The organism is Flammeovirga yaeyamensis, assembly GCF_018736045.1.
In the GTDB taxonomy this organism is placed as follows: Bacteria; Bacteroidota; Bacteroidia; order Cytophagales; family Flammeovirgaceae; genus Flammeovirga; species Flammeovirga yaeyamensis.
Genome location: NZ_CP076132.1, coordinates 4,940,001 through 4,960,951, shown reverse-complemented (window position 1 = coordinate 4,960,951; position 20,951 = coordinate 4,940,001). Strand labels below are relative to the sequence as shown.

Genomic DNA, 20,951 nt, shown 5'->3' with positions numbered 1-20,951 from the left:
AAAGGGACTTTTTTATACTTTAAAATTCTTATTGGAATAACTTAAATATATCGTTTCCAAAAGCAAATATCATTATTGACAATAGTAGCAACATTCCTATTTGTTGTGCCACCATCAATACTTTTTCTGAAGGTTTCTTTCTAGTGATCATTTCGTAAGTCAAGAAAACTACATGGCCACCATCTAAAGCAGGAATAGGCAAGAAGTTCATAAATGCCAAGACCATAGATAATAATCCGGTTAATGTCCAGAATCTATTCCAATCCCAAACAGAACCATATATCTTCGCCATCCCAATTGGGCTTTGAATAGATTTACTTGCAGAAACTTCTCCTTTAAATATTTTTGCGAATCCTTTTATTTGAAGAATAATAACATTGAAGGCCTGTTTTGTTCCTACAGGAATTGCTTCTTCTAATGTGTAAGGATGAGATTCAAATTTTATATTAAACTGTGGTTCAAAACCGACTTTCCCATTTTCGTTAACTGCTAATTTAAGATCAACAATTTGATCTCCTCTTTTAACGGATAGTGTCACTTCTTTTTCTTTATACTTTGATAACTCTTCGGTAAATTCAAAGAAGTAAGGGACATCAACACCGTTAATAGCTATAGGTTCGTCTCCTTCTTTAAGCCCGGCTTGTTCTGCAGGATATCCTTCTAATAGTCTTTTTACTTTGAAAGGATATCTTGGATATACGTAACGCATATTTTCGAACTCCTTATCACTCATCCAATCGATCGTCTCTTTAGGGAAGACTACTTTAACCTCTTTGCCATCTCTAAGAACAGTCAAGTAGTTATCATCAGCAAAGAAAAAGTCTCCATCAGTGATGTCGCTGTATCTAGTTACTTTTTCACCATTGGCATTAATAATTTTATCGCCTGTACGGATACCGATTTTCTCTCCTAGTTTAGAAGCATAAACACCATATTTGTTTACTTCTTCAATAGGAATATAAGTTTCTCCGTTGTGATAATTCATACCAATGAAGATCACAATACCAGTGATTACATTCATGATAATACCACCCATCATTACGATTAACCTCTGCCAGGCTGGCTTCGTTCTGAATTCCCAAGGTTGTGGAACACTTTCTAGATCATCCGCACCTTTTGATTCATCAATCATTCCTGCAATATCCACATAGCCACCCATTGGGAACCATCCTAGACCATATTCTGTATCTCCTTTTTTAAACTTAAAAATAGAAAACTTAAGAAGGTTTGGGAAAGGAAAAAGAAAGTCAAAGAATAAGTAAAATTTATTGACACGAATTTTAAAAATCTTTGCCGCTGCAAAGTGACCAAATTCGTGAATACCAACTAATATTGATAGCCCCGCGATAAGCTGAGCCGCCATAACTAATGCATCCATATATCTATTGAAACATAGCGCTGTGCTATGATTTTATTTTTTATTTTGTTGTCCAATTTTTAGCTAATTCCCTCACTTGAGTATCTGTAGCTACATAGTCCTCATAAGAAGGCGACGCAATGTACTGATAATTTTCCATGCAATAGGAATTCAATTCAGCAATTTCTAAAAATTTAATTTCATCCTTTAAGAATCTTTCTACAGCAATTTCATTTGCTGCATTAAGAATACAAGCTGCATTGCCTTTTTGTTTTAAAGCATTGTAGGCCAATTGCAGGTTGACAAAAGTATCTTTATCGGGAGTTTCGAAAGTAAGTGTCGGGTAATCCATAAAATTGAATCTTTCGAAATCAGATGGCAAGCGGTTAGGATAACCAAGAGCATACTGAATAGGAAGTTTCATATCAGGCAATCCCATTTGTGCTTTCATAGATCCATCCTCAAACTGAACAAGAGAGTGAATGATAGATTGTGGATGTACGATAACATCAATTTGATGATCGTCTACATCAAAAAGCCACTTTGCCTCGATAACTTCCAACCCTTTGTTCATAAGTGATGCTGAATCGATAGTGATTTTTGCACCCATACTCCAATTCGGATGTTTCAAAGCCTGTGCTTTGGTCACTTCTAAAAGTTCCTCTCGTTTTTTCCCTCTAAAAGGTCCGCCTGAAGCAGTAAGAATCACTTTCTCTATTGGGTTATGATCTTCACCTACCAAACATTGGAAAATTGCAGAGTGTTCTGAATCAACAGGAATAATAGCTACATTTTTTTCCTGAGCTCTAGCTGTTACCAACTCTCCAGCCACTACCAAAGTTTCTTTATTGGCTAAAGCAATTGTAATACCTTGGTCTATGGCAGTTAACGTTGGCTTTAAACCTGCATATCCTACTAAAGCAGTTAAAACGATATCACTTTTTACACTAACAAGTGCTTCGCAGATACCGTCAACACCAGCAAGAAGTTGAATGTCTTCGTTTTTTAATCCTTCTTTAAGAGAAGAAAACTTATCTTTGTTGCCTATTATTGCAAATCTAGGCTTAAACTCAATACATTGCTTTATTAATAAATCGACATTATTACCTGCCGAAAGAATGCTTATAGAAAATAAAGAAGTATTTGCACGTACCACATCTAAGGCTTGCGTGCCAATTGATCCTGTAGATCCAAGGATCGCGACTGACTTTGCGGTCATAAAATCTTTGTTTATTCGTCTTTACAAAAATGTAAATCAATTTCTGCCTTGCAAAATAACACCTAAGTTACTTCTCTTTCTAGTTTTTAGCATTTCTTTTTATTCAGAACCGGCTTTTTGTCAAGAAAAAAGGTTTAGAATCACAGAATCATGGCAAGAAATCTTAAATAGCAACAATGTTAGTGTGTTAGTGATCAAAAAAAAGCCTGAAGCACTGCACCATACCTACGCAGTAATGAAGCTTCAAAATACAGATTCCTTATATGATAAGATGATAGAACTCGATGTAGATGTCATCTTAAAAGATAGTACTTTCGTTTTGAAAAAGGAGCTTATCATTCCTAAAGGAGATAATGTATTGTTACAATCGAATTTAAGAGATAATGCTCAAGATGTTATTTTCGAAAATCTGCAATTTACCGTAGAAACTTTAAATCAAGATTCTATTATTGTGGATAATGAGTAAACAGATTTGGATAAATACTATAGATCGAGCATTAATTTATTTTAAACTACATTTAAGTATTGTAAATATCTGTCTTTAATTGTTTATTTGTCCGAAGTTTTTCGTCCTTTACGAAAACCATAGATAAATCACATATAATATTTAATATTACCATGAATTTTCCAGCAGAATTAAAATACACAAAAGATCACGAGTGGGTACGTGTAGAAGGTGAATTTGCTTATGTAGGTATCACTGAATTTGCACAAAGTGAATTAGGCGACATCGTATTCGTTGACATCACTGCTGAAGGTGAAGAAGTTGAAGAAGGTGAGGTTTTCGGTTCAGTAGAAGCGGTAAAAACTGTATCTGACTTATTTATGCCAGTAGCTGGCGAAGTAGTAGAAATTAACGAAGCAATTGATGCTGCACCTGAATTAGTAAACTCTGATCCTTATGGAGAAGGTTGGATGATCAAAATTAAATTGAACGATCCAGCTGAAGTGGAAGGTCTAATGACTAGTGAAACTTACCAAGCAGAGATAGCAGACTAGATAGCAGAAAAAATTAAATTGGAGTTGGACATTCTTGTTCAACTCTTTTTTTTATGTCATTTTTTTTAATTTAGAGTATCATTTGATGATGTCACTTACAGATAGAAACGAATTAGGTTTTATCGAAGGTATCATCAAGCAATTTTTATCCGTTTGATTTCACTAAATCATCAGTTTTTGAAGTCAACATAAAAAAGTTCGGAATGCAATTTTATACAGGAAAGGTATCTTTTGAAATAAGAGATAAAAACGATAAACACCCAAACGAAGAACGTTTTGTGATTTATGGAAACGCTTCTGCAGAAACTGTTTGGTCGAGATATCTTGCAGCTGCATCAGAAAATATTGCTGGAGCTCCGAAATATATATTCTACACAACGAATTACAATCAAACAAAAACAGACTTACTGGATAAATTTCAGGTAAGAGTTGCCGGAGGTGGTGTGGTACATAACGAAAAAGATGAACTATTAATCATCAAAAGAAATGGAGTGTACGATATTCCCAAAGGACACTTGGATAAAGGAGAGACTATTGAGGAATGTGCTGAAAGGGAAGTGAAAGAAGAAACCGGTATTTCAGCCACAATTTACTCAACTATAGTTGAGTCGTTTCATACCTATATTTATAAGGGTAAACACATTTTAAAGCATACATATTGGTTTAAGATGCGTTCTGATTTAGAAAATCAGAAAGCTATTCCTCAAGAAGAGGAAGGAATTGAAGAAATCATATGGATGCCTAAAGACCAGGTGAAAACGACAATTTGGAAGAATACCTACAAGTCCATTAAGGATGTTTTACTACAATGCGGAATCGAATAAATGACAAATAGACGAAATATATTTTTACTGGGTGTGCTGCTTTTAGTACTTCAAGCCATGACTTTGAATGCACAACAAATAGTAAAATCAGAAAGTGGATATCAGTTAGTAAATAAAAAAGGTAAAGTGCTGACTCCGGAACCTTACGACGATATGGGGTGGTCGGATGATGCTAACCCAGATAGTGATCCATTGATGTACATCAACGTAGTTGGAGTGAGCAGAAATGGAAAGTGGGGAGTGATCAACACAAAAGGTAAAGAAGTTACTCCAGTTAAGTATGATCAAGTCAACTATTTTTCAGACGGTTTGTCTATCGTTGCAGATAATGGAAGATTTGGAGCCATCAATACGAAAGGTGAGGAGGTGATACCACTGACTTTTCAAAAGATGAGGTCTCTAGCAGGAAATAAGCCTTTGTATGTAGTGACAAATAATGGTTTACAAGGTTTGATTAATCCTAAAGGTGATGTGATTCTCCCTATCGAATATATATCCATAAAGTGGGCAGGAACTCAGCTGCTAGCAGCAATGACCCAAAAAGGAACGTGGCATTTAGTCGATTATCAAGGGAAATTATATGCTAATGAAGAATATTCTGATTGGACTTGGAACCATAAGCATAAGAAATTAATACTTGATCAGAATGGCCGAAAAGGAATGTTGAACGAGACTTCAGAAAAAGTATTTGATATTAAGTATAAATCCTTCTCGTTTACAGATTCTACCATAATTGTCGATAAATATCCAGAATTGATTTTAGGAGATATCGAAGGAGATAAATTTTCTACCTGGAACTGTGATAGCCTCAGTTATGCATCAGATACTCTAGTAAGGTATTATGTTGACCATAAAGTAGGAATTGCAAGATTGAATGGGGAAAACATCTTCTTCAATTTATATGATGAAGTGGGAGATTTTGAAGATGGATTGGCCATCATCAGAAAGAAAAATACCTATGGGGTGTGTAATACTAAAGGTAAATTGATTATTCCCCTCAAATTTAAGAATGTAAAGAGAATGCCTACGGGCCACTTCTGGACCCTAGATAAAAACAACTTTACCGATATTTATAGTGAAGCTGGAAAGAACCTCACTTACCATAATTACGATATGGTGGGGGAGTATTCTCAAGGAAAATATTTGGTGAAAAAGGCGAGAAAGTATGGTTATTTAGATAGCAATTTAAAAGAATGGATTTCTCCTAAATTTTCGGATGCGGAATCATTTGTTGGTCCTTACGCAGTAGTACGAACAGATGATTATTATGGTGTAATCGATTTAAATAAAAATTGGGTGATAACGCCAATTATTGATCGATTAAAAACCATTTCAGAAGGACTGTTTTATTTTGAAGATAATCAGATGTGGGGTACCTTATCGGTAGACGGCTATGAGTGGTATCGTTCTGATAATGCCACTGTGGAATATTTCGAAGATGGGTATGTGATTATGAAAAAAGGAGGAAAATTCGGATTACTGACCAATAAAGGTGAGCTGTGTTTGAGTACTTCTTATGATTCTTTAAAATTTGATCACCTTTCTGAAGGAAGAGTAGATATGTACATTGACAGTACTTGGCTATATAAGGATGTTCATAATTTTGAGGGAGAGCCGAAACGTGATGCCTATGCAAAATACGATGAAGTAGGAGAACCTCATGAAGTGTTTACCAAAGTAAAACAAAGAGGTCGTTACGGATTTATGGATTACTTAGGTAGAATGCGTCTAACGGTACAGTATGAAGATGTAAAAGAATTCTCTGAAGGATTGGCTCCTTTTAAACTGAATAATCGATGGGGTTTTATCAATAAAGGCGATCATATCTATTTACAGCCTAGATACGACGATTTATTTCCGTTGGTAAAGAATATGGCTAAAGCTAAAAAGAATAATCGATGGGGGGTGATCAATTCGGAAGGAAAAGTAATTATTCCGTTTGAGTACGAAAACATAGAAAGAACACCTTACAATAATTGGTATGTGTGGGAGAAAGGCGGAAAAAAAGGGATTTACAAGCCTGGAGGAGTTCAAGGTATTTATGGTAAATATCAAGAAATTGATGATTTAGGAATTGATTACGTTATTGTTGAGCAGCATGGATTATTTGGTTTAGATAGAATTGATGGTTTTTCGTCATGGTCGTTACAGTATCAAAAAATCAAATTACTTGATAATAAAAAGTGGGTGGAACTCACAAAATCAAAGGCCACAAAAGAGGAAGTTTTAATGAAATAAAGCCTAATTGTATAAATTGTAATATTCTGATAATCAGATAGTGATTAAGATATGTTTGTATAAAAATAGGAACGAAATGTTATTAGGCCAAGTATAATAGAAGGTACAAACCACAATATTATGCGATTTCTACAAATAATTTTCTCACTACTATTTACTCTATCAATCGGAGTTTTATTTGGATCTGTAAAAAATCATCAGACACTAAATAAAGTAGTCGATGATCATCAAATGGAAGTTTTGAAGGATGGAGTATTGGTTGAAAAATATACCGAAGGGAATGTTCTTTTTTCATTATCTCAATAATTGAAAATAATAAATCCTTTAAAAATATCAGAAATAGGAAAATAACTGAAATAAATAGTTTATTAATAGATGAAAAATGCCTTTGTTTGCGTTAAGTAAACAAAGGCATTCTTTTTTTCTCTTGCTTGTATTTTTTATAAGCAAAAACTACTATGACAATCTCTTATGACTAAGATTAGACTTTTCAATAAAGAAGCATTTCTAGGAACTGTTTTCATATTTATTTTCCTATGGTTATTACAGGCTTCCAACCTTCAGGTGGAAGTAGTGAATGTGTTCGAGCAAGTTTTTGAAAACTTCGAATTAACCGATGTCTACTATACAGAAGCAGAAGCAAATGAAGGTTTTAAGTTCGAGCCCAATGTTGTACTTGTAAATATCGGTAACTTAGATAGAGCAGGTATTGCAAAACAGATCTTGAGGATAAATCAATACAAACCTAAAGTAATTGGTATTGATGCCACTTTTGTTGGACCTAGACCCAAAAATCCAGCCGGCGATTTTATGCTTGCTCAAGCATTGAATCAAGTGGGGAAATCCTTTGTGATGGCCACAATGCCTGATAATTGGAATGTAGAAACCAATGAGTTCGATACATTAAAACTACCTTATGCCCCTTTTGCAGCCAAAACAGATCATGCACATGTTTACACAGGTATCCTAACGGATGAGGAGTTTACTACTTGGAGAGATTTTCCTGTATATGTAGATATCAATGGAGAAAGAGAATATGCTTTGGCGGTAAAATTGGCTGAAAAGTTTGCTCCAGAAAAGACTAAAAAGTTTTTGGAAAGAGGAAATGAAAAAGAAACGATATTCTTTAAAGGGAATCAGAAATTCTATTTTAAGCTAGATATTGAAGATTTTAACGACCCCGAAAAGTCTTTTGAATTAGTCAAAGATAAAATTGTTTTAATGGGGTACATGGGAGACGGTTACAGAGATAAACACTGGGATGCGGATAAGTTCTTTACTCCATTAAATAAGAATTCTGTAGGTAGAGGTTACCCAGACATGTACGGAGTAGTGGTTCATGCCAATATTATTTCTATGATTTTAGATGGGAATTATGTAGATGAAATGTCGGATAGCTTTAGTTATATATTGGCTTTTCTTGTATGTTATTTCAATGCAATCATATTTATTTGGATTGTAGAAAACAGAAATTTAGCGATTTGGTATAATGCTATAACAAAGTCTATACAGTTAATAGAGGCAATTATTGTGATGTTTTTGACAATCTATTTATATGGTCAATTTAAGTACATAGCGAACTTTACGCTTCTATTTATTGTTATATTATTATCCGGTGATTTAATTGAAATATTCGCAGAAATAATTTTGAGGGTTTTGTACAAAGCAAAGGATAAATTGAAAAAATAGGATCTTTTCGTAATTTGTGAATAACTTTTAATGTAGTTTACCGTATTAATAACTACATCCACGTTTTAGGACTTCTTGAGATAAAATATATAATTATGAAAACCAAATTACTCAGCTTTCTTCTTTTACTTCTAAGCTTTACATATGTCAATGCCCAAGAAGCTAAGTTTATGGTTTTAGGTGCGAAGGGAGAGATCACATCAGACGGTAAAAAAGTCAATGTTGGTGATATGCTTGTGTCTAATGCCTCAGTTAAAGTGAATGGGACAAACCCTTATTTAGGATTAGCTTACATTGCAGGTGGAACTTTAGAACTTACTAAAAAAGGTTCTTTTGAAGTGAACGACCTAGAGAAGAAATTATCAAACAAAAATAACGACCTAGTTTCTAAATATGTAGATTTTATTAAAGATGAATTAACAGGTTCATCTGGAGAAACTTCATCACAAGCGAAATATGGTTCAGTTACAAGATCATTAAAGAAAAAACCTATTTATTTCTATGCTCCAATTAACTCTAATGCTATCAAATCGGAGGTAACATTAACTTGGGCACTTAAAGAAGGGGTTTCATCAAATGATAAGTTTAAAATCTATATTAAAGATAGAAAGCAACACGTTCTTGTTGAAGACGATGTGCAAGGGACATCTTATAAATTAGACTTAAACGATGCTAAGTTGAAAGATCAAAAGTATTTATTCTATTATGTAGAAGATGCTTCTAACCATAAAATATCTTCAGATATGTACGCTTTCCAAGTGTATATGATGGGAGAGGATAAAGAAACTGATAAAGAGTTAGCTCAATTAAAAGAGAACAATACAGCAATTGGTCACTTGATCCTTGCTAAATATTATGAAGATAAAGGCTTTATTGTGAACGCTTCATCAGCATATGAAAAAGCAATTGCATTATCTAATGGAGATAAGCAATACACAAAAATGTATCAAGATTTCCAATCGAGATATGGAAGCTAGAAAATAACGTCATCCTTAGAGAGTCATCAAATATAATTTTGATGACTTTTTTTATGTCTATTTATGAAGCTGTTTCTCAATATTCTTTTTAAATGAACTCGTTAGTCCAACGATCGAAAGGATAATCAACAAACCAATAACTACTTGTTGATAAGTTTGAGTAGAATCTCCTTCTGATATATGCGTGATGTCTACAAGTGTCTTACCTGCCCATACTGCTATGATACTCCTCGGGAGCATTCCTACTAAAGATCCCCATAAGAATTGCTTAATAGGAGTTTTAGCCCATGCCAGCAACATATTACTTAAGGCAAAAGGAAGAATTGGAGAAATTTTAGTGAAGATGACAATTTTTAGTGGAGATTGATGAACGGTGTCGACAATAGCCATAGCAATTTTATTTTCTTTAATAGAATTAGAAAATTTTCCATGATCAACCCAAGAAATAAGTTGATAACAAATAAAGGCAGCCATTAAATAAGAAGGAACCAACCCGATTAGAGAAATCCATCCTAAAAAATAACCTGATAAAATAGCTATAAGTGTAGTTGGTGTTATTGCAAAGGCCATTGTAAAGCAGGTAGTTATGTAAACGAGTATCCACATTCTCCAATCGAACGACATGATTTCAGATTCATAGGCATAGGCTAAACTGAGTACAGTAGAGCTGAAAATAATGGGCAAAATACTAAAGCCTCCTCCAACGGAAAAAGAGGATGCATTTTGCTTGAAAAAACGTTTTATGGCTCTAAATTTTGTACTCATATTCTAAATAACTGTCAATTGTAGTGCTGCAAAGTAAAAAAAAACAAATTAGATTTGTGTAATAAAAATTAAGAATCTATATTTGCATCGCTTTAATGGAAAGGGCTTCCTTTCTGAAAGCAAAAAGCCTCCTTAGCTCAGCTGGTAGAGCAACTGATTTGTAATCAGTAGGTCGTAGGTTCGACTCCTATAGGAGGCTCAAATTTTTGCAAAACGTGCAATTATAATTAAAATATTAAATATAAGCCTCCTTAGCTCAGCTGGTAGAGCAACTGATTTGTAATCAGTAGGTCGTAGGTTCGACTCCTATAGGAGGCTCAATATTTTCTTCAAACATTCACAAGACGTGTGGATTGATTTGAAATTGCCTCCTTAGCTCAGCTGGTAGAGCAACTGATTTGTAATCAGTAGGTCGTAGGTTCGACTCCTATAGGAGGCTCCAAGTCTTGGAGTTAGGCAGTTTGGAAACAAACTCGGCGCTAGGTTAAAGACGAAATATGTATTGCCTCCTTAGCTCAGCTGGTAGAGCAACTGATTTGTAATCAGTAGGTCGTAGGTTCGACTCCTATAGGAGGCTCATAGTATTGAAACCTTCTTTGTCGATTTTGAGTTTACAATTTCTAGAATTTGTTTATTCACGTCGCATGGAAGGTTTTTTTTATTATAAACATTCTGATGATCTCCTGATCGTTAATGATTTTGAAACTTATGATAATGTAAGTGTCTGATTGTTTGACTTTTAGTTGAAAATTCAGATATTTGCGGACTCGTTAATTAAATATATATAAAGATGTCTAAAATCTGCGATATTACAGGAAAAAGAACGAGAGTTGGTAATAATGTTTCTCACGCAAACAATAAGACCAAACGTAAGTTCTATCCTAACTTGCACAAGAAGCGTTTTTACATTCCTGAAGAGGATCGTTGGGTAACGCTTAAAGTCTCAACTAGTGCTTTGAGAACAATCAACAAAAACGGTATTTCAGCTGTTTTGAAACAAGCACGTAAGGAAGGTAAAACTTTCTAATTAAACTTGGTTTAACTTGGTAATCACTTACCACAAAAAATAAGTCATGGCTAAGAAAGGCAACAGAGTACAAGTGATTCTTGAGTGCACAGAGCACAAAGCATCTGGGCAACCAGGTACTTCAAGATACATCACTACAAAAAACCGTAAGAACACTCCAGATCGTTTGGAGAGAAGAAAGTTCAACCCGGTTCTAAAGAAATACACTATTCACCGTGAAATTAAGTAATTATGGCTAAGAAAGTAGTAGCAACACTTAAGAAAGAAGGTGGCGTAAAATACGCTAAAGTAGTGAAAGCTGTGAAATCTCCAAAAACGGGTGCATACACGTTTAAAGAAGAGATTATCATGGAAGATCAAGTAAAAGATTACTTAGCTAAGTAATTACTTGTAACAACTTATTCTTTCGAAAAACACCCTGCAACATGATTGCGGGGTTTTTTATTTTATTCACTTTTTTGCATTATAAAGTGAATAAAAAAGATCTCAAACCAACTGATTATTAAAATACATGTAGGGAATGTTGTTGTGTAAATCATTGTTAAATGATTAAGAATTATGTATCGACAACTCTTCGTACAGTCTAGTATCACTCAAAGTATTGGGATTCTAACAATTATAACGTTATTTTCGCATTTGAAAGCACGGAAATTTACGTCTTTATTAATTTCGAATTATACGCATCATAACAATGGGCTTCTTTAAGAAAATTTTTGGAAACAGTGAGATCAGTCAAGAGGAAAAAAGCAACTTGGATAAAGGGTTGGAGAAATCTCGTGGATCTATCTTTGATAAAATTACGAAAGCAGTAGCTGGTAAATCAAAAGTAGATGATGATGTACTGGATAATCTTGAAGAAATATTAGTGACTTCAGATGTGGGTGTTGAAACCACTCTGAAAATTATTGATAGAATTGAAGAGCGTGTAGAAAGAGATAAATACGTTGATGCTAAAGAATTAAATACCATCCTTCACGAAGAAATTGCTTCTTTACTAGGAGAAAACAAAAGTGAGGATGTTGATGGTTTTTCTATTCCTGAAGGTATCGAAGGACCATATGTGATGTTGGTAGTAGGTGTAAATGGTGTTGGTAAAACAACAACTATTGGTAAACTATCAGCGAAGTTTAAAGCAAAAGGATATAAGGTAGTATTGGGTGCTGCCGATACCTTTAGAGCTGCAGCTGTAGATCAGCTAAAACTTTGGGGAGAAAGAACCGGAGTGGAAGTGGTTGCTAAAGGTATGAATGTGGACCCTTCATCAGTAGCTTTCGAAGCGGTGAAGAAAGGGGTAGAATCAAATGCTGATATTATTATTGTAGATACCGCTGGTAGATTGCATAATAAAGTCAATTTGATGAACGAGTTATCAAAAATCAAAAGATCAATGCAGAAGGTCGCGCCGGGCGTACCTCACGATGTGATTTTGGTACTTGATGGATCTACAGGTCAGAACGCACAAAACCAAGCGAGAGAATTCATGAAAGCAACTGAAGTTTCTGGTTTGGCCATCACAAAATTAGATGGTACTGCTAAAGGTGGTGTAGTGATTGGTATTTCAGACGAATTTAAAATTCCTGTGAAATATATAGGTGTAGGAGAAGGAATAGACCACTTGCAAGCGTTTAGAAAAATGGAATTTGTGGAATCGCTCTTCGGAGGTAGAGATGCCACAGACACAAAATAGATTATAAAAAAGTCATTCCATGTAGTATTGAATGACTTTTTTTATGAACAATACCTTAAAAAGGCTTCATCAACCAAACAAATAACGTAAATTGTTGGTCGTTTAGAACTAACAATCACTAGTATAATGAAGCCAGAAAAAATTACTATTATCGGTGGAGGAAACCTGGGACAAGCTATTGCTGAGGGCCTCATTGCGAGTAATTACATTAACGCTGAGCATTTAACGGTTACGAGAAGAAATGTAAAGCTATTGAAAAAACTGTCAGACCTAGGTGTGCAGGTAAGCAGTAACAACACAGAAGCAGTCACTTCTGCAGATTTAATTGTTTTGGCCATAAAGCCTTTCCAAATTAAATCGATTATGGAGGAAATAAAACCTCATTTAAAAAGTAACCAAGTGGTCACTTCGGTCGTAACAGGAGTATCACTAAATGATATGTCGGAGGTGTTAGGAAAAGATCAGCCTGTATTTAGATCGATGCCCAACACCGCTATTGCCATTCGCGAATCAATGACTTGTATCGCTACTGACAATGGTACCGAAGAACAAAAGGAAATGATTGTGGATCTTTTTAGTAAATTAGGAGAAGCAATTATTATAGATGAAAGCCTAATGGCTGCAGCAACTGTATTAGGTGCCTGTGGTATTGCCTATGCGATGCGTTTTATTAGAGCGGCATCTCAAGGTGGAATCGAAATTGGATTCGGAGCACAAGTATCTCAACTTATTGCAGCACAAACCGTAAAAGGAGCTGCATCTTTATTAATGGAAACAGGTAATCACCCTGAACATGAAATTGATAAGGTAACCACTCCAAAAGGATGTACCATTGCAGGGTTAAATGAAATGGAGCATCAAGGATTTAGTTCATCTTTAATTAAAGGAGTAAAAACCTCTTTTAAAGCAATAGATGTAATTAAAGATGATTTTGACCGTAAATAACTAAATTTCAAGAATTGCAGTTCTTGAAGATATTCGATATATAAATTTTAGACAGTAATTAAGTGAAAAAGATAGCCGTTTTTACATCTGGTGGTGATGCGCCAGGAATGAATGCTTGTGTTAGAGCTGTTGTTAGAGCAGCACTTTACAATGGATTAGAAGTAGTAGGTATTCGTAGAGGATATAAAGGTATGGCAGATGCTGACTTTATTCCAATGGAATCTCATTCTGTTTCTGATATTATTGGTTTAGGTGGTACTATTCTTAAGTCTGCTCGTTTCGATGAGTTCAGAGAAAAAGAATGGAGACAAAAAGCCTACGAAAACTGTGTAAAAGAAGGTATTGATGGCCTAGTAGCCATTGGTGGTAATGGTACTTTTACAGGTGCAAAATTATTGATGGAAGACTTCGGTATTCCTACAATTGGTTGCCCGGGTACTATCGACAACGACCTTTATGGTACTGATTACACCATCGGTTTTGATACAGCAGTAAATACGGCTTTAGATGCAATCGATAAAATTAGAGATACAGCAGCATCTCACGACCGTGTATTCTTCGTAGAAGTAATGGGACGTGATGCAGGTTTTATCGCTATGCAATCGGGTATCGGTGGTGGTGCCGAAGATATTTTGGTTCCTGAGATTCCAGATTCAATCGACGAAGTAATCGATAACTTGAAAAAAGGTGGTGATAAAGAAAAACCATCTCATATTATCGTTGTTGCTGAAGGAGAGGAAATCGGTAACGCTCACTTTATCGCTCAAAAAGCAAAAGAAGCAATGCCTAACCTTGACATCAGAGTATCTAACTTAGGTCACATTCAAAGAGGTGGTTCTCCAAGTGCAATCGACAGAATCTTAGCAAGCCGTATGGGTATTGCTGCAGTTGAAGGTTTGATTGCTGGAAAATCAAACGTTATGGCTGGTGTAATTGATGATAAAATCGCTTACACATCTTTCGATGACGCTATCAACAAGAAAAAACCTCTTGATGTAGAGTTAAATAAAATGGTAGAAATCTTAAATAGCTAATCATCTTTAGCTTTAAGTTTTATTACTTAGAATAAAAATTGGGAATGAACGTAGAAACAACTAGTTTTGCGTTCATTCTTTTTTTGTGTAATAAAAAGAACTCAATATCAGCTAGAAAAGAAATTTTTTATGTTGATGTTCACTATAATTTTGATGATGACTCATCTACTACTGTTGTGTTACTTTCAATCATCAAAAACTAATTTCCTTATCAAGAACTTACTGGTGAATTGATAAGAAATTGATAAACATTCTTCATAAACTTTCAACAACTCCGTTCTGGAATTTATCAATGAAACAAAACGTTCAAGTCAGTAACCTCAATGCGTCTGATTTTAAAACTGAAATTCTTTCAGGTTTAACAGTGGCTATTGCTTTGGTGCCAGAAGCTATTGCTTTTTCATTCATTGCAGGTGTTTCTCCGCTAGTAGGTTTATATGCAGCGGTAGTTATGGGATTCGTAACTGCTGTTGGTGGTGGTAGACCGGGTATGATCTCGGGTGCTACAGGTGCGATTGCTGTGGTAGTAATGCCATTAATTGCTGATAAAGGAATTAACTATTTATTCCCCGCAATTATATTAGGTGGTGCCTTACAAATTTTAGTAGGTGCTTTACGATTAGGTAAGTTTATCCGTTTGGTTCCCCACCCGGTAATGCTTGGTTTCGTAAATGGTCTGGCCATTGTGATTTTTAAAGCACAATTCAGTCAATTTATGGTCGACGGGGAATATTTATCTGGTGCACCTTTATACATGATGTTAGGACTGGTCGTACTTGCAATGGTCGTGATCCAATTCTTCCCGAAATTGACAAAAGTAGTTCCTTCTCCATTAATGGCGATCCTATTAGTATCAGGTATTGCTATTGGTTTTGGAATTGACACACCAACTGTTGGTGATATGGCTTCTATTGAAGGAGGTTTGCCTTCTTTAATTTTCCCTGATGTTCCATTGAACATGGAAACTTTAATGATCATTTTACCTTTCGCCTTGAAAGTAGCAGGTGTAGGCCTAATCGAAAGTTTATTAACGCTAACACTAATTGATGAAATCACAGAGACTAGAGGTAGTGGCAATAGAGAATCAGTAGCTCAAGGTGTTGCCAATATTATTTCTGGTTTCACTGGAGGTATGGGCGGTTGTGCTATGATTGGTCAGTCGATGATCAACATTCAATCAGGTGCTAGAAAAAGATGGTCGGGTATTATTGCAGCAGTAGCCTTAATGTCATTTGTATTGTTCTTATCATCGATTATCGAGCAAATTCCAATTGCAGCTCTTGTAGGTGTAATGTTTATGGTAGCGATCGGTACATTCGAGTGGTCTAGTTTCCGTATCTTAAATAAAGTACCAAAAACAGATGTTGTCGTTTTAATTACGGTATCATTAGTGACAGTTATTGAAGATTTAGCGGTTGCAGTATTGATTGGTATTATTATGTCGGCTTTATCTTTCGCTTGGGAAAATGCAGTGAGAATTAGAGCAAGAAAGAAAACAGATGAGTTCGGTAGAAAACATTATGAGATCTACGGCCCATTATTCTTTGGTTCAGCAACGAATTTCTTCGAGAAGTTTGATTTCAAAAATGATCCTAAAGAAGTAATTATAGATTTTACAGAGTCTAGAGTAGCAGATTTATCAGGTATTGAAGCGATCAATAAAATTAACGAGAAGTATGAGCAATATGGAAAGACAGTTACTTTCATTCATTTGTCTCAAGATTGTATCGCTTTATTGGATAAAGCAAAATCGCATGTGGAAATTGACCACGATCACGATCCCCACTACTCAGTAGTTTATGATGCTTAATTCTTAAGTGATATCAAATAGAAAAAGGCAATGGAGATGTTTTCTTCATTGCCTTTTTTTATTTCATCGTATCGAAATATTATTTCCCCAGAATGATTTTCTTGCTGAACTGATTTTCACCATCATCCACTTTAATGATATACATTCCGTTTTCTAACTGAGAAAGTACCTTACTGATATCCGCACTTAAAAAATGAAGATGCCCTTCTTCTCTATATAAAACAGTTCCCGATAAATCGATAAGCTGTACATCGACATCATCTAACAGCATTGAACTACTGATCTGAATGTTTCCTTTTGAAGGATTAGGATAAATCACAATTGAACTATTGTTTAATTCTATGCTCGTTGGTGATTCAACAAATTTACAACCTTCATCAGTGATAGAGACTTTAAAAGTAGTGCTGTCGCAATAAGTATCCGCGTCGCAATATTTTAAAGTGATGGTATATTCTCCTAATTCCTCATAAGTATGGGCAGGGTTGATTTCTGATGAAGTAGTACCATCACCAAAATCCCAAGAATAAGATATTATTTTATCCGTAGCATTTGATGTTTCAAAAGTAATATCCTCGTCACAGGTTTCGAAAGCGATATCAGTGGCTAAGTGATATTGATCGGATCCTACATCAAGCCCGCTAGCTGCTGTTCTTGGATCTCCATCGATATCCGTTTTTATACGATCGATAAACAACCCTTTTCTAAAATCAAATCCATTATTAAGATGAAAATCTGCAGTCTGTACGAAGGTGTCTCCATCGGTACTTGCTATAGGTAATTCCTCAAAAATATCAGTATCAAATAGAAAAGAGTGTTGAGCGATATTTGGAAGGAAGTTTTGCCAATCATTGAAGCTGACTATAGTGGTATCTCCATCAGTTTCTCCTTTAATATTTACTCTTCGAAGTCGCATCATCGATTTCGCTTCTACATTTGATGAATTCATCACATAGCCATTGTAGTCAATTAGATAATTCGGAGAGGAAAGGTCTTTTTCAAAATATTCTAAGTACATAAATCCGGCGACTGTGTCTTGTGCCGAAAATAAGTTATTAACTATAGCTAAAGAGTCACCTTCAAAATCCCTAATTCTTAAAGTATAAGAGTAATCGTGAGTAGGGACTTCCTGTCTATAAAACGTATTGTTGGCGATAATCAATTTATCATAAGTGTATTGATCGTATATCGCATAAGCCGAATTATGACAAATGAAGGTGTTATTAGTGATAAAGTAATTATGGATTGCTCCACATTCAATACCCGTATAAACGGTGGTAGTGATTTTATTTCTATTCAATATAACAGAATCCCCATAGAGGATAAACATTCCGTAGTAGCCACCGATCATTTCATTTTGTTCGACTTCTGCATCCTGTATATACTGCAAATAGATACATTTTGTATTTCCTTCAGAACCTATTCCATTAAAGTAATTGTGTTTTATACTGATATCCCCTGTATATGTATCACTATCTGGATAAGAATCAGTTTCTCCTACTATTTGCAGATGACAGCCTGAGCCAAATCTCCTTCTAGTAAGAAAATCGTTATTATATACTTTGTATCCTTTACCTCTTTGATAGGCAAAACGAACATCATAATAAGAGTTTTCGAACACATTGTCTCGAACTTCAATGTTGGTGGAGCTATCCTTTAAAACGGAAGTAATGTTATACATTGCTCCTGAGAAATAAGAGGAGTCAATCAATACATCATGAACCAATCTTAATCTAAGATTAGAAGTAGCAAAGAACATAGTAGGTTCTTCTGTACCTATTGTATCCGATGTCATCGAAAGATGTTGAATATGGATATTCGAGCAACTATCGATACTTAATGTGTTTTCGACTAGATGAGTTTGAGTTAACTTCACCTGATTGATCGAATCATTTTTAATGGTCAGATTACTGATAGATAATCCATCAATTCCTCTTAGGTAGATTCCCGTTAAATAATCATCTTCTGATTTCTTAGGAATTAAGATGGTGTTTTCCCCCTCACCACTTGATTTTATACAGAGGCCATATCCATTGGTTTGAAGACTGTCTAAAATGAAACTGTCTGTATATACTCCTTCATGTATTAATAGAGTGACATCATTAGAAAATTCATAAGTGTTTAATGTGTCTGCAGCCTCTTTTAAAGTAGCAAAGTCTCCATCTGCCCCAATGGTATAAGTACCCTCTAAGGTGGTTTGTGCAATTAAGGATGGAGTAAATAGAGAAAGTAATAAAGCAATAAAGTAGTTTTTCATAATGTTTGTTCAAAAAGCAGCAAGACCTCTTTTCCGAATCGGTCACATGAACATTACTGTAAAAAATTGAAGTGAGAAAAAGCGTAAATAAAGTAACGATGAAAAAATAATACTGGTTGATTCGGGGAAGTCTATAATAACAATGTTCAGCACAAACATAATGAGATATAGGTTATTAAACAAATGATTCGTTTACAGTGAGTTGGTTCTTTAAGGATATAAAAAAGTCATTCTTTAGTACTAAAAGAATGACTCATTATTATTTTTTACTCCTTACAGAAGAATTATTTCGATAAATCCACGAAGATTTCTTTCGTATCTCTCCAGAATTCATCCAGCTTCAACATTCTTGGTTTTAAGAACTCATAGATGTCAGCTTGGTCTTCTGGTTTGAACATATTTACTCCTTCCTTCTCAATATAAATTCTAGAAATGGTTTGTCTCATTTCATTTTTTGTATGAAGTTCCCATTCCCATTCTTCTTCCAGCACACTATGAAGATAACTTTTCATTTCTTCAAATTGCTCGAAAATGAGTTGCTGTATATCCGGATCTTTGTGTGTGAGATAAATACCGACGCCGCATTTTTTCTTATCGGCATCCATTCTAAAAAACACGCTTTTTACTCCGGTTTTATAATTTGTCCAATTAATTCTCTTTCCTTCTTCTGATTTAAAAGGCTTCATCAACTGACCGAATTGAGTCCAGAATGCAGCCCTTAATCTTGAGTGTTCCTCTCTACTAAACATTTATATAAAATTTTAAAGGATCACAAAGTTAATACATTCAGAAGGATCGATCAAAAACTCTAAATTTTGTTGACAACTAATTGACTCATCAAATTATTTTTTTGTGAGAACAAGATCTGTAAAATACTGTTTGTTGTCGGTAAACTGATAATCTAAATGTAGAGACGTTCCTTCAATAATATTTCTGATGATATCAAGATCGTATTTTCTACTAATTTCAGTATGTATTAATTCATCCTTTTTAAAGTGGTACGACTTTTCGTTTTCTTCAATAGTGACCGTTTGATCAACTTTGCTCTTGATATAACTTTTGGCAATTCCTTCATGTTCGGAATATGTGGCCACATGTTCGAATTGTGTCCTATCGAAGTTTCCTCCCAATTCTTTATTAATTCTATCCAATAGGTTGAGGTTGAATTCTGCAGTAATCCCTTTGCTGTCGCTATAGGCAGGGAGAACAATATCTTTTGATTTGATTAAATCAAGGCCCAACATCAATTGATCTCCTTTTTGCATGACATTGTTTAATTGATGAATAAAGCCTTTTGCCTGATCATCGCTCATATTGCCAAGGTTAGAGCCTAAAAAGAGAATGACTTTCTTAGCATCACTTTTTAATTGATCAAGCATTTTGAAGTAATCCCCACATACTCCCTTTACCTGAAGATTAGGAATCCACTCCGACATTTTTTTCGATATATCAATAATAGCTTGTTCACTGATGTCGATAGGACGATAAACGGTATTCTTTTTATCAAAATGTCGTAATAGCTCTTTAGTTTTAATACCATCACCGGCGCCAAGTTCAATGATCTCTACTTCCTCGTCTTTTAGTAATTGAGCGATCTCATGTCCTTGAAACATCAATATCTCCATTTCGCTGTTGGTAAGGTAATATTCTTCAAGATTCATGATCTCTCGGAATAAAGCTTCTCCTTTTTTATCATAGAAATACATAGAAGATAAAAACTTGGAAGGAGCAGATAACCCTTTTTCAACATGTTGAGCGAATAATGTCTTTTCTGTAATCATAAGTTTTGGTTGCAATGAGTTAATTTACTTGGCTAAACGTATTCCGGTATATTGCCATCTAAAGTGAGGGTGGAAAAAGTTTCTATAGGTAATACGACTATGGTTTGGGGAAGTAGCAACACTTCCTCCTCTTAATACCATTTGGTTGATCATGAATTTTCCATTGTATTCACCCAAGGCACCTTCTGCAGTTTTAAAACCGGGGTAAGGAAGGTACGCACTATTGGTCCATTCCCAACGTTTGCCCCATTGGAACTGTTTGGCGGCGATTTCCCATTCGAATTCTGTGGGTAATCTCATGCCTTTCCAACGTGCAAAAGCATCTGCTTCATAAAAGTTGATGTG

21 protein-coding genes and 4 tRNA genes (1 of these 25 only partly in view) are annotated in these 20,951 nt (G+C 35.0%); 18 read left to right on the top strand and 7 right to left on the bottom strand.

Translation table 11 applies throughout. The features are described from left to right. Positions 1-28: 28 nt before the first annotated feature. Positions 29-1,378, bottom strand: a complete 1,350-nt coding sequence (gene rseP / locus KMW28_RS19760; RefSeq protein ID WP_169667238.1) for an RIP metalloprotease RseP — start codon at positions 1,376-1,378, stop codon at positions 29-31. A gap of 40 nt (positions 1,379-1,418) precedes the next feature. Then, positions 1,419-2,576 (bottom strand): 1-deoxy-D-xylulose-5-phosphate reductoisomerase, encoded by a 1,158-nt coding sequence (gene dxr, locus KMW28_RS19755; protein WP_169667244.1) that lies wholly within the window; start codon positions 2,574-2,576, stop codon positions 1,419-1,421. Positions 2,577-2,766: 190 nt separating this feature from the next. Between dxr and KMW28_RS19750 the strand changes: the two genes are divergently transcribed. The 7 genes from KMW28_RS19750 (at position 2,767) to KMW28_RS19720 (ending at position 9,303) form a co-directional block, all read left to right on the top strand. Continuing rightward, entirely contained in the window at positions 2,767-3,042 is a 276-nt protein-coding gene (locus KMW28_RS19750; RefSeq protein WP_169667246.1) for a hypothetical protein, read from the top strand. Positions 3,043-3,194: 152 nt separating this feature from the next. After that, positions 3,195-3,575: a glycine cleavage system protein GcvH gene (gene gcvH, locus KMW28_RS19745; RefSeq protein WP_169667248.1), complete on the top strand. Its 381-nt coding sequence runs from the start codon at positions 3,195-3,197 to the stop codon at positions 3,573-3,575. Positions 3,576-3,778: 203 nt separating this feature from the next. Further along, positions 3,779-4,399 (top strand): NUDIX hydrolase, encoded by a 621-nt coding sequence (locus tag KMW28_RS19740; protein WP_169667249.1) that lies wholly within the window; start codon positions 3,779-3,781, stop codon positions 4,397-4,399. After that, positions 4,400-6,637: a WG repeat-containing protein gene (locus tag KMW28_RS19735; protein ID WP_169667252.1), complete on the top strand. Its 2,238-nt coding sequence runs from the start codon at positions 4,400-4,402 to the stop codon at positions 6,635-6,637. 120 nt (positions 6,638-6,757) lie between these two features. Beyond that, positions 6,758-6,943 carry a hypothetical protein gene (locus tag KMW28_RS19730; RefSeq protein ID WP_169667254.1) on the top strand — a complete coding sequence of 62 codons (186 nt, stop codon included), beginning with the start codon at positions 6,758-6,760 and terminating at the stop codon, positions 6,941-6,943. 165 nt (positions 6,944-7,108) lie between these two features. Further along, entirely contained in the window at positions 7,109-8,326 is a 1,218-nt protein-coding gene (locus tag KMW28_RS19725; protein WP_066211668.1) for a CHASE2 domain-containing protein, read from the top strand. Positions 8,327-8,421: 95 nt separating this feature from the next. Then, positions 8,422-9,303 (top strand): hypothetical protein, encoded by an 882-nt coding sequence (locus KMW28_RS19720; protein ID WP_066211670.1) that lies wholly within the window; start codon positions 8,422-8,424, stop codon positions 9,301-9,303. Positions 9,304-9,360: 57 nt separating this feature from the next. On the opposite strand, the gene KMW28_RS19715 is transcribed toward KMW28_RS19720, so the two are convergent. After that, the gene (locus KMW28_RS19715) at positions 9,361-10,068 is read right to left on the bottom strand and encodes a TVP38/TMEM64 family protein (protein ID WP_169667256.1); all 708 of its coding nucleotides are present in this window, start codon (positions 10,066-10,068) and stop codon (positions 9,361-9,363) included. 126 nt (positions 10,069-10,194) lie between these two features. On the opposite strand from KMW28_RS19715, the gene KMW28_RS19710 reads away from it, so the two are divergent. The 11 genes from KMW28_RS19710 (at position 10,195) to KMW28_RS19660 (ending at position 16,571) form a co-directional block, all read left to right on the top strand. Beyond that, positions 10,195-10,267, top strand: a tRNA-Thr gene (locus tag KMW28_RS19710). 46 nt (positions 10,268-10,313) lie between these two features. After that, positions 10,314-10,386, top strand: a tRNA-Thr gene (locus KMW28_RS19705). Positions 10,387-10,434: 48 nt separating this feature from the next. Next, positions 10,435-10,510: transfer RNA gene (locus KMW28_RS19700), tRNA-Thr, on the top strand. A gap of 62 nt (positions 10,511-10,572) precedes the next feature. After that, positions 10,573-10,645, top strand: a tRNA-Thr gene (locus tag KMW28_RS19695). Between the two features lie 213 nt (positions 10,646-10,858). Continuing rightward, positions 10,859-11,095 (top strand): 50S ribosomal protein L28, encoded by a 237-nt coding sequence (rpmB, locus tag KMW28_RS19690; protein ID WP_066211674.1) that lies wholly within the window; start codon positions 10,859-10,861, stop codon positions 11,093-11,095. 46 nt (positions 11,096-11,141) lie between these two features. Beyond that, positions 11,142-11,324: a 50S ribosomal protein L33 gene (rpmG, locus tag KMW28_RS19685; protein WP_044212429.1), complete on the top strand. Its 183-nt coding sequence runs from the start codon at positions 11,142-11,144 to the stop codon at positions 11,322-11,324. 2 nt (positions 11,325-11,326) lie between these two features. Further along, a complete protein-coding gene (locus tag KMW28_RS19680) occupies positions 11,327-11,479 on the top strand; it encodes a DUF4295 domain-containing protein (protein WP_084005937.1) in 153 nt (50 codons plus the stop codon). Between the two features lie 307 nt (positions 11,480-11,786). Next, positions 11,787-12,782, top strand: coding sequence for a signal recognition particle-docking protein FtsY (gene ftsY, locus KMW28_RS19675; RefSeq protein WP_066211676.1), 996 nt, complete (start codon positions 11,787-11,789; stop codon positions 12,780-12,782). A gap of 126 nt (positions 12,783-12,908) precedes the next feature. Beyond that, a complete protein-coding gene (proC, locus tag KMW28_RS19670; protein ID WP_169667258.1) occupies positions 12,909-13,727 on the top strand; it encodes a pyrroline-5-carboxylate reductase in 819 nt (272 codons plus the stop codon). A 62-nt stretch (positions 13,728-13,789) separates the two neighbouring features. Then, positions 13,790-14,761, top strand: coding sequence for a 6-phosphofructokinase (pfkA, locus tag KMW28_RS19665; protein ID WP_066211680.1), 972 nt, complete (start codon positions 13,790-13,792; stop codon positions 14,759-14,761). A 292-nt stretch (positions 14,762-15,053) separates the two neighbouring features. Next, complete coding sequence (locus tag KMW28_RS19660; RefSeq protein WP_169667260.1) at positions 15,054-16,571, top strand: SulP family inorganic anion transporter; 1,518 nt, start codon at positions 15,054-15,056, stop codon at positions 16,569-16,571. Between the two features lie 79 nt (positions 16,572-16,650). Here the strand turns inward: KMW28_RS19660 and KMW28_RS28665 are convergent, their stop codons facing one another. From KMW28_RS28665 to egtB, 4 genes are all read right to left on the bottom strand, one after another. Beyond that, positions 16,651-18,825: a PKD domain-containing protein gene (locus KMW28_RS28665; RefSeq protein WP_169667262.1), complete on the bottom strand. Its 2,175-nt coding sequence runs from the start codon at positions 18,823-18,825 to the stop codon at positions 16,651-16,653. A 284-nt stretch (positions 18,826-19,109) separates the two neighbouring features. Next, positions 19,110-19,574 carry a DUF4268 domain-containing protein gene (locus KMW28_RS19650; RefSeq protein WP_169667264.1) on the bottom strand — a complete coding sequence of 155 codons (465 nt, stop codon included), beginning with the start codon at positions 19,572-19,574 and terminating at the stop codon, positions 19,110-19,112. 93 nt (positions 19,575-19,667) lie between these two features. Next, positions 19,668-20,606 (bottom strand): L-histidine N(alpha)-methyltransferase, encoded by a 939-nt coding sequence (gene egtD, locus KMW28_RS19645; RefSeq protein ID WP_169667266.1) that lies wholly within the window; start codon positions 20,604-20,606, stop codon positions 19,668-19,670. 24 nt (positions 20,607-20,630) lie between these two features. Further along, positions 20,631-20,951 carry the 3' portion of an ergothioneine biosynthesis protein EgtB gene (gene egtB / locus KMW28_RS19640; protein WP_169667268.1) on the bottom strand. 843 nt of this gene lie beyond the right edge of the window, so 321 of the gene's 1,164 nt are visible here — the last part of the coding sequence; the start codon falls outside the window, past its right edge — the gene reads right to left on this strand; the stop codon is at positions 20,631-20,633.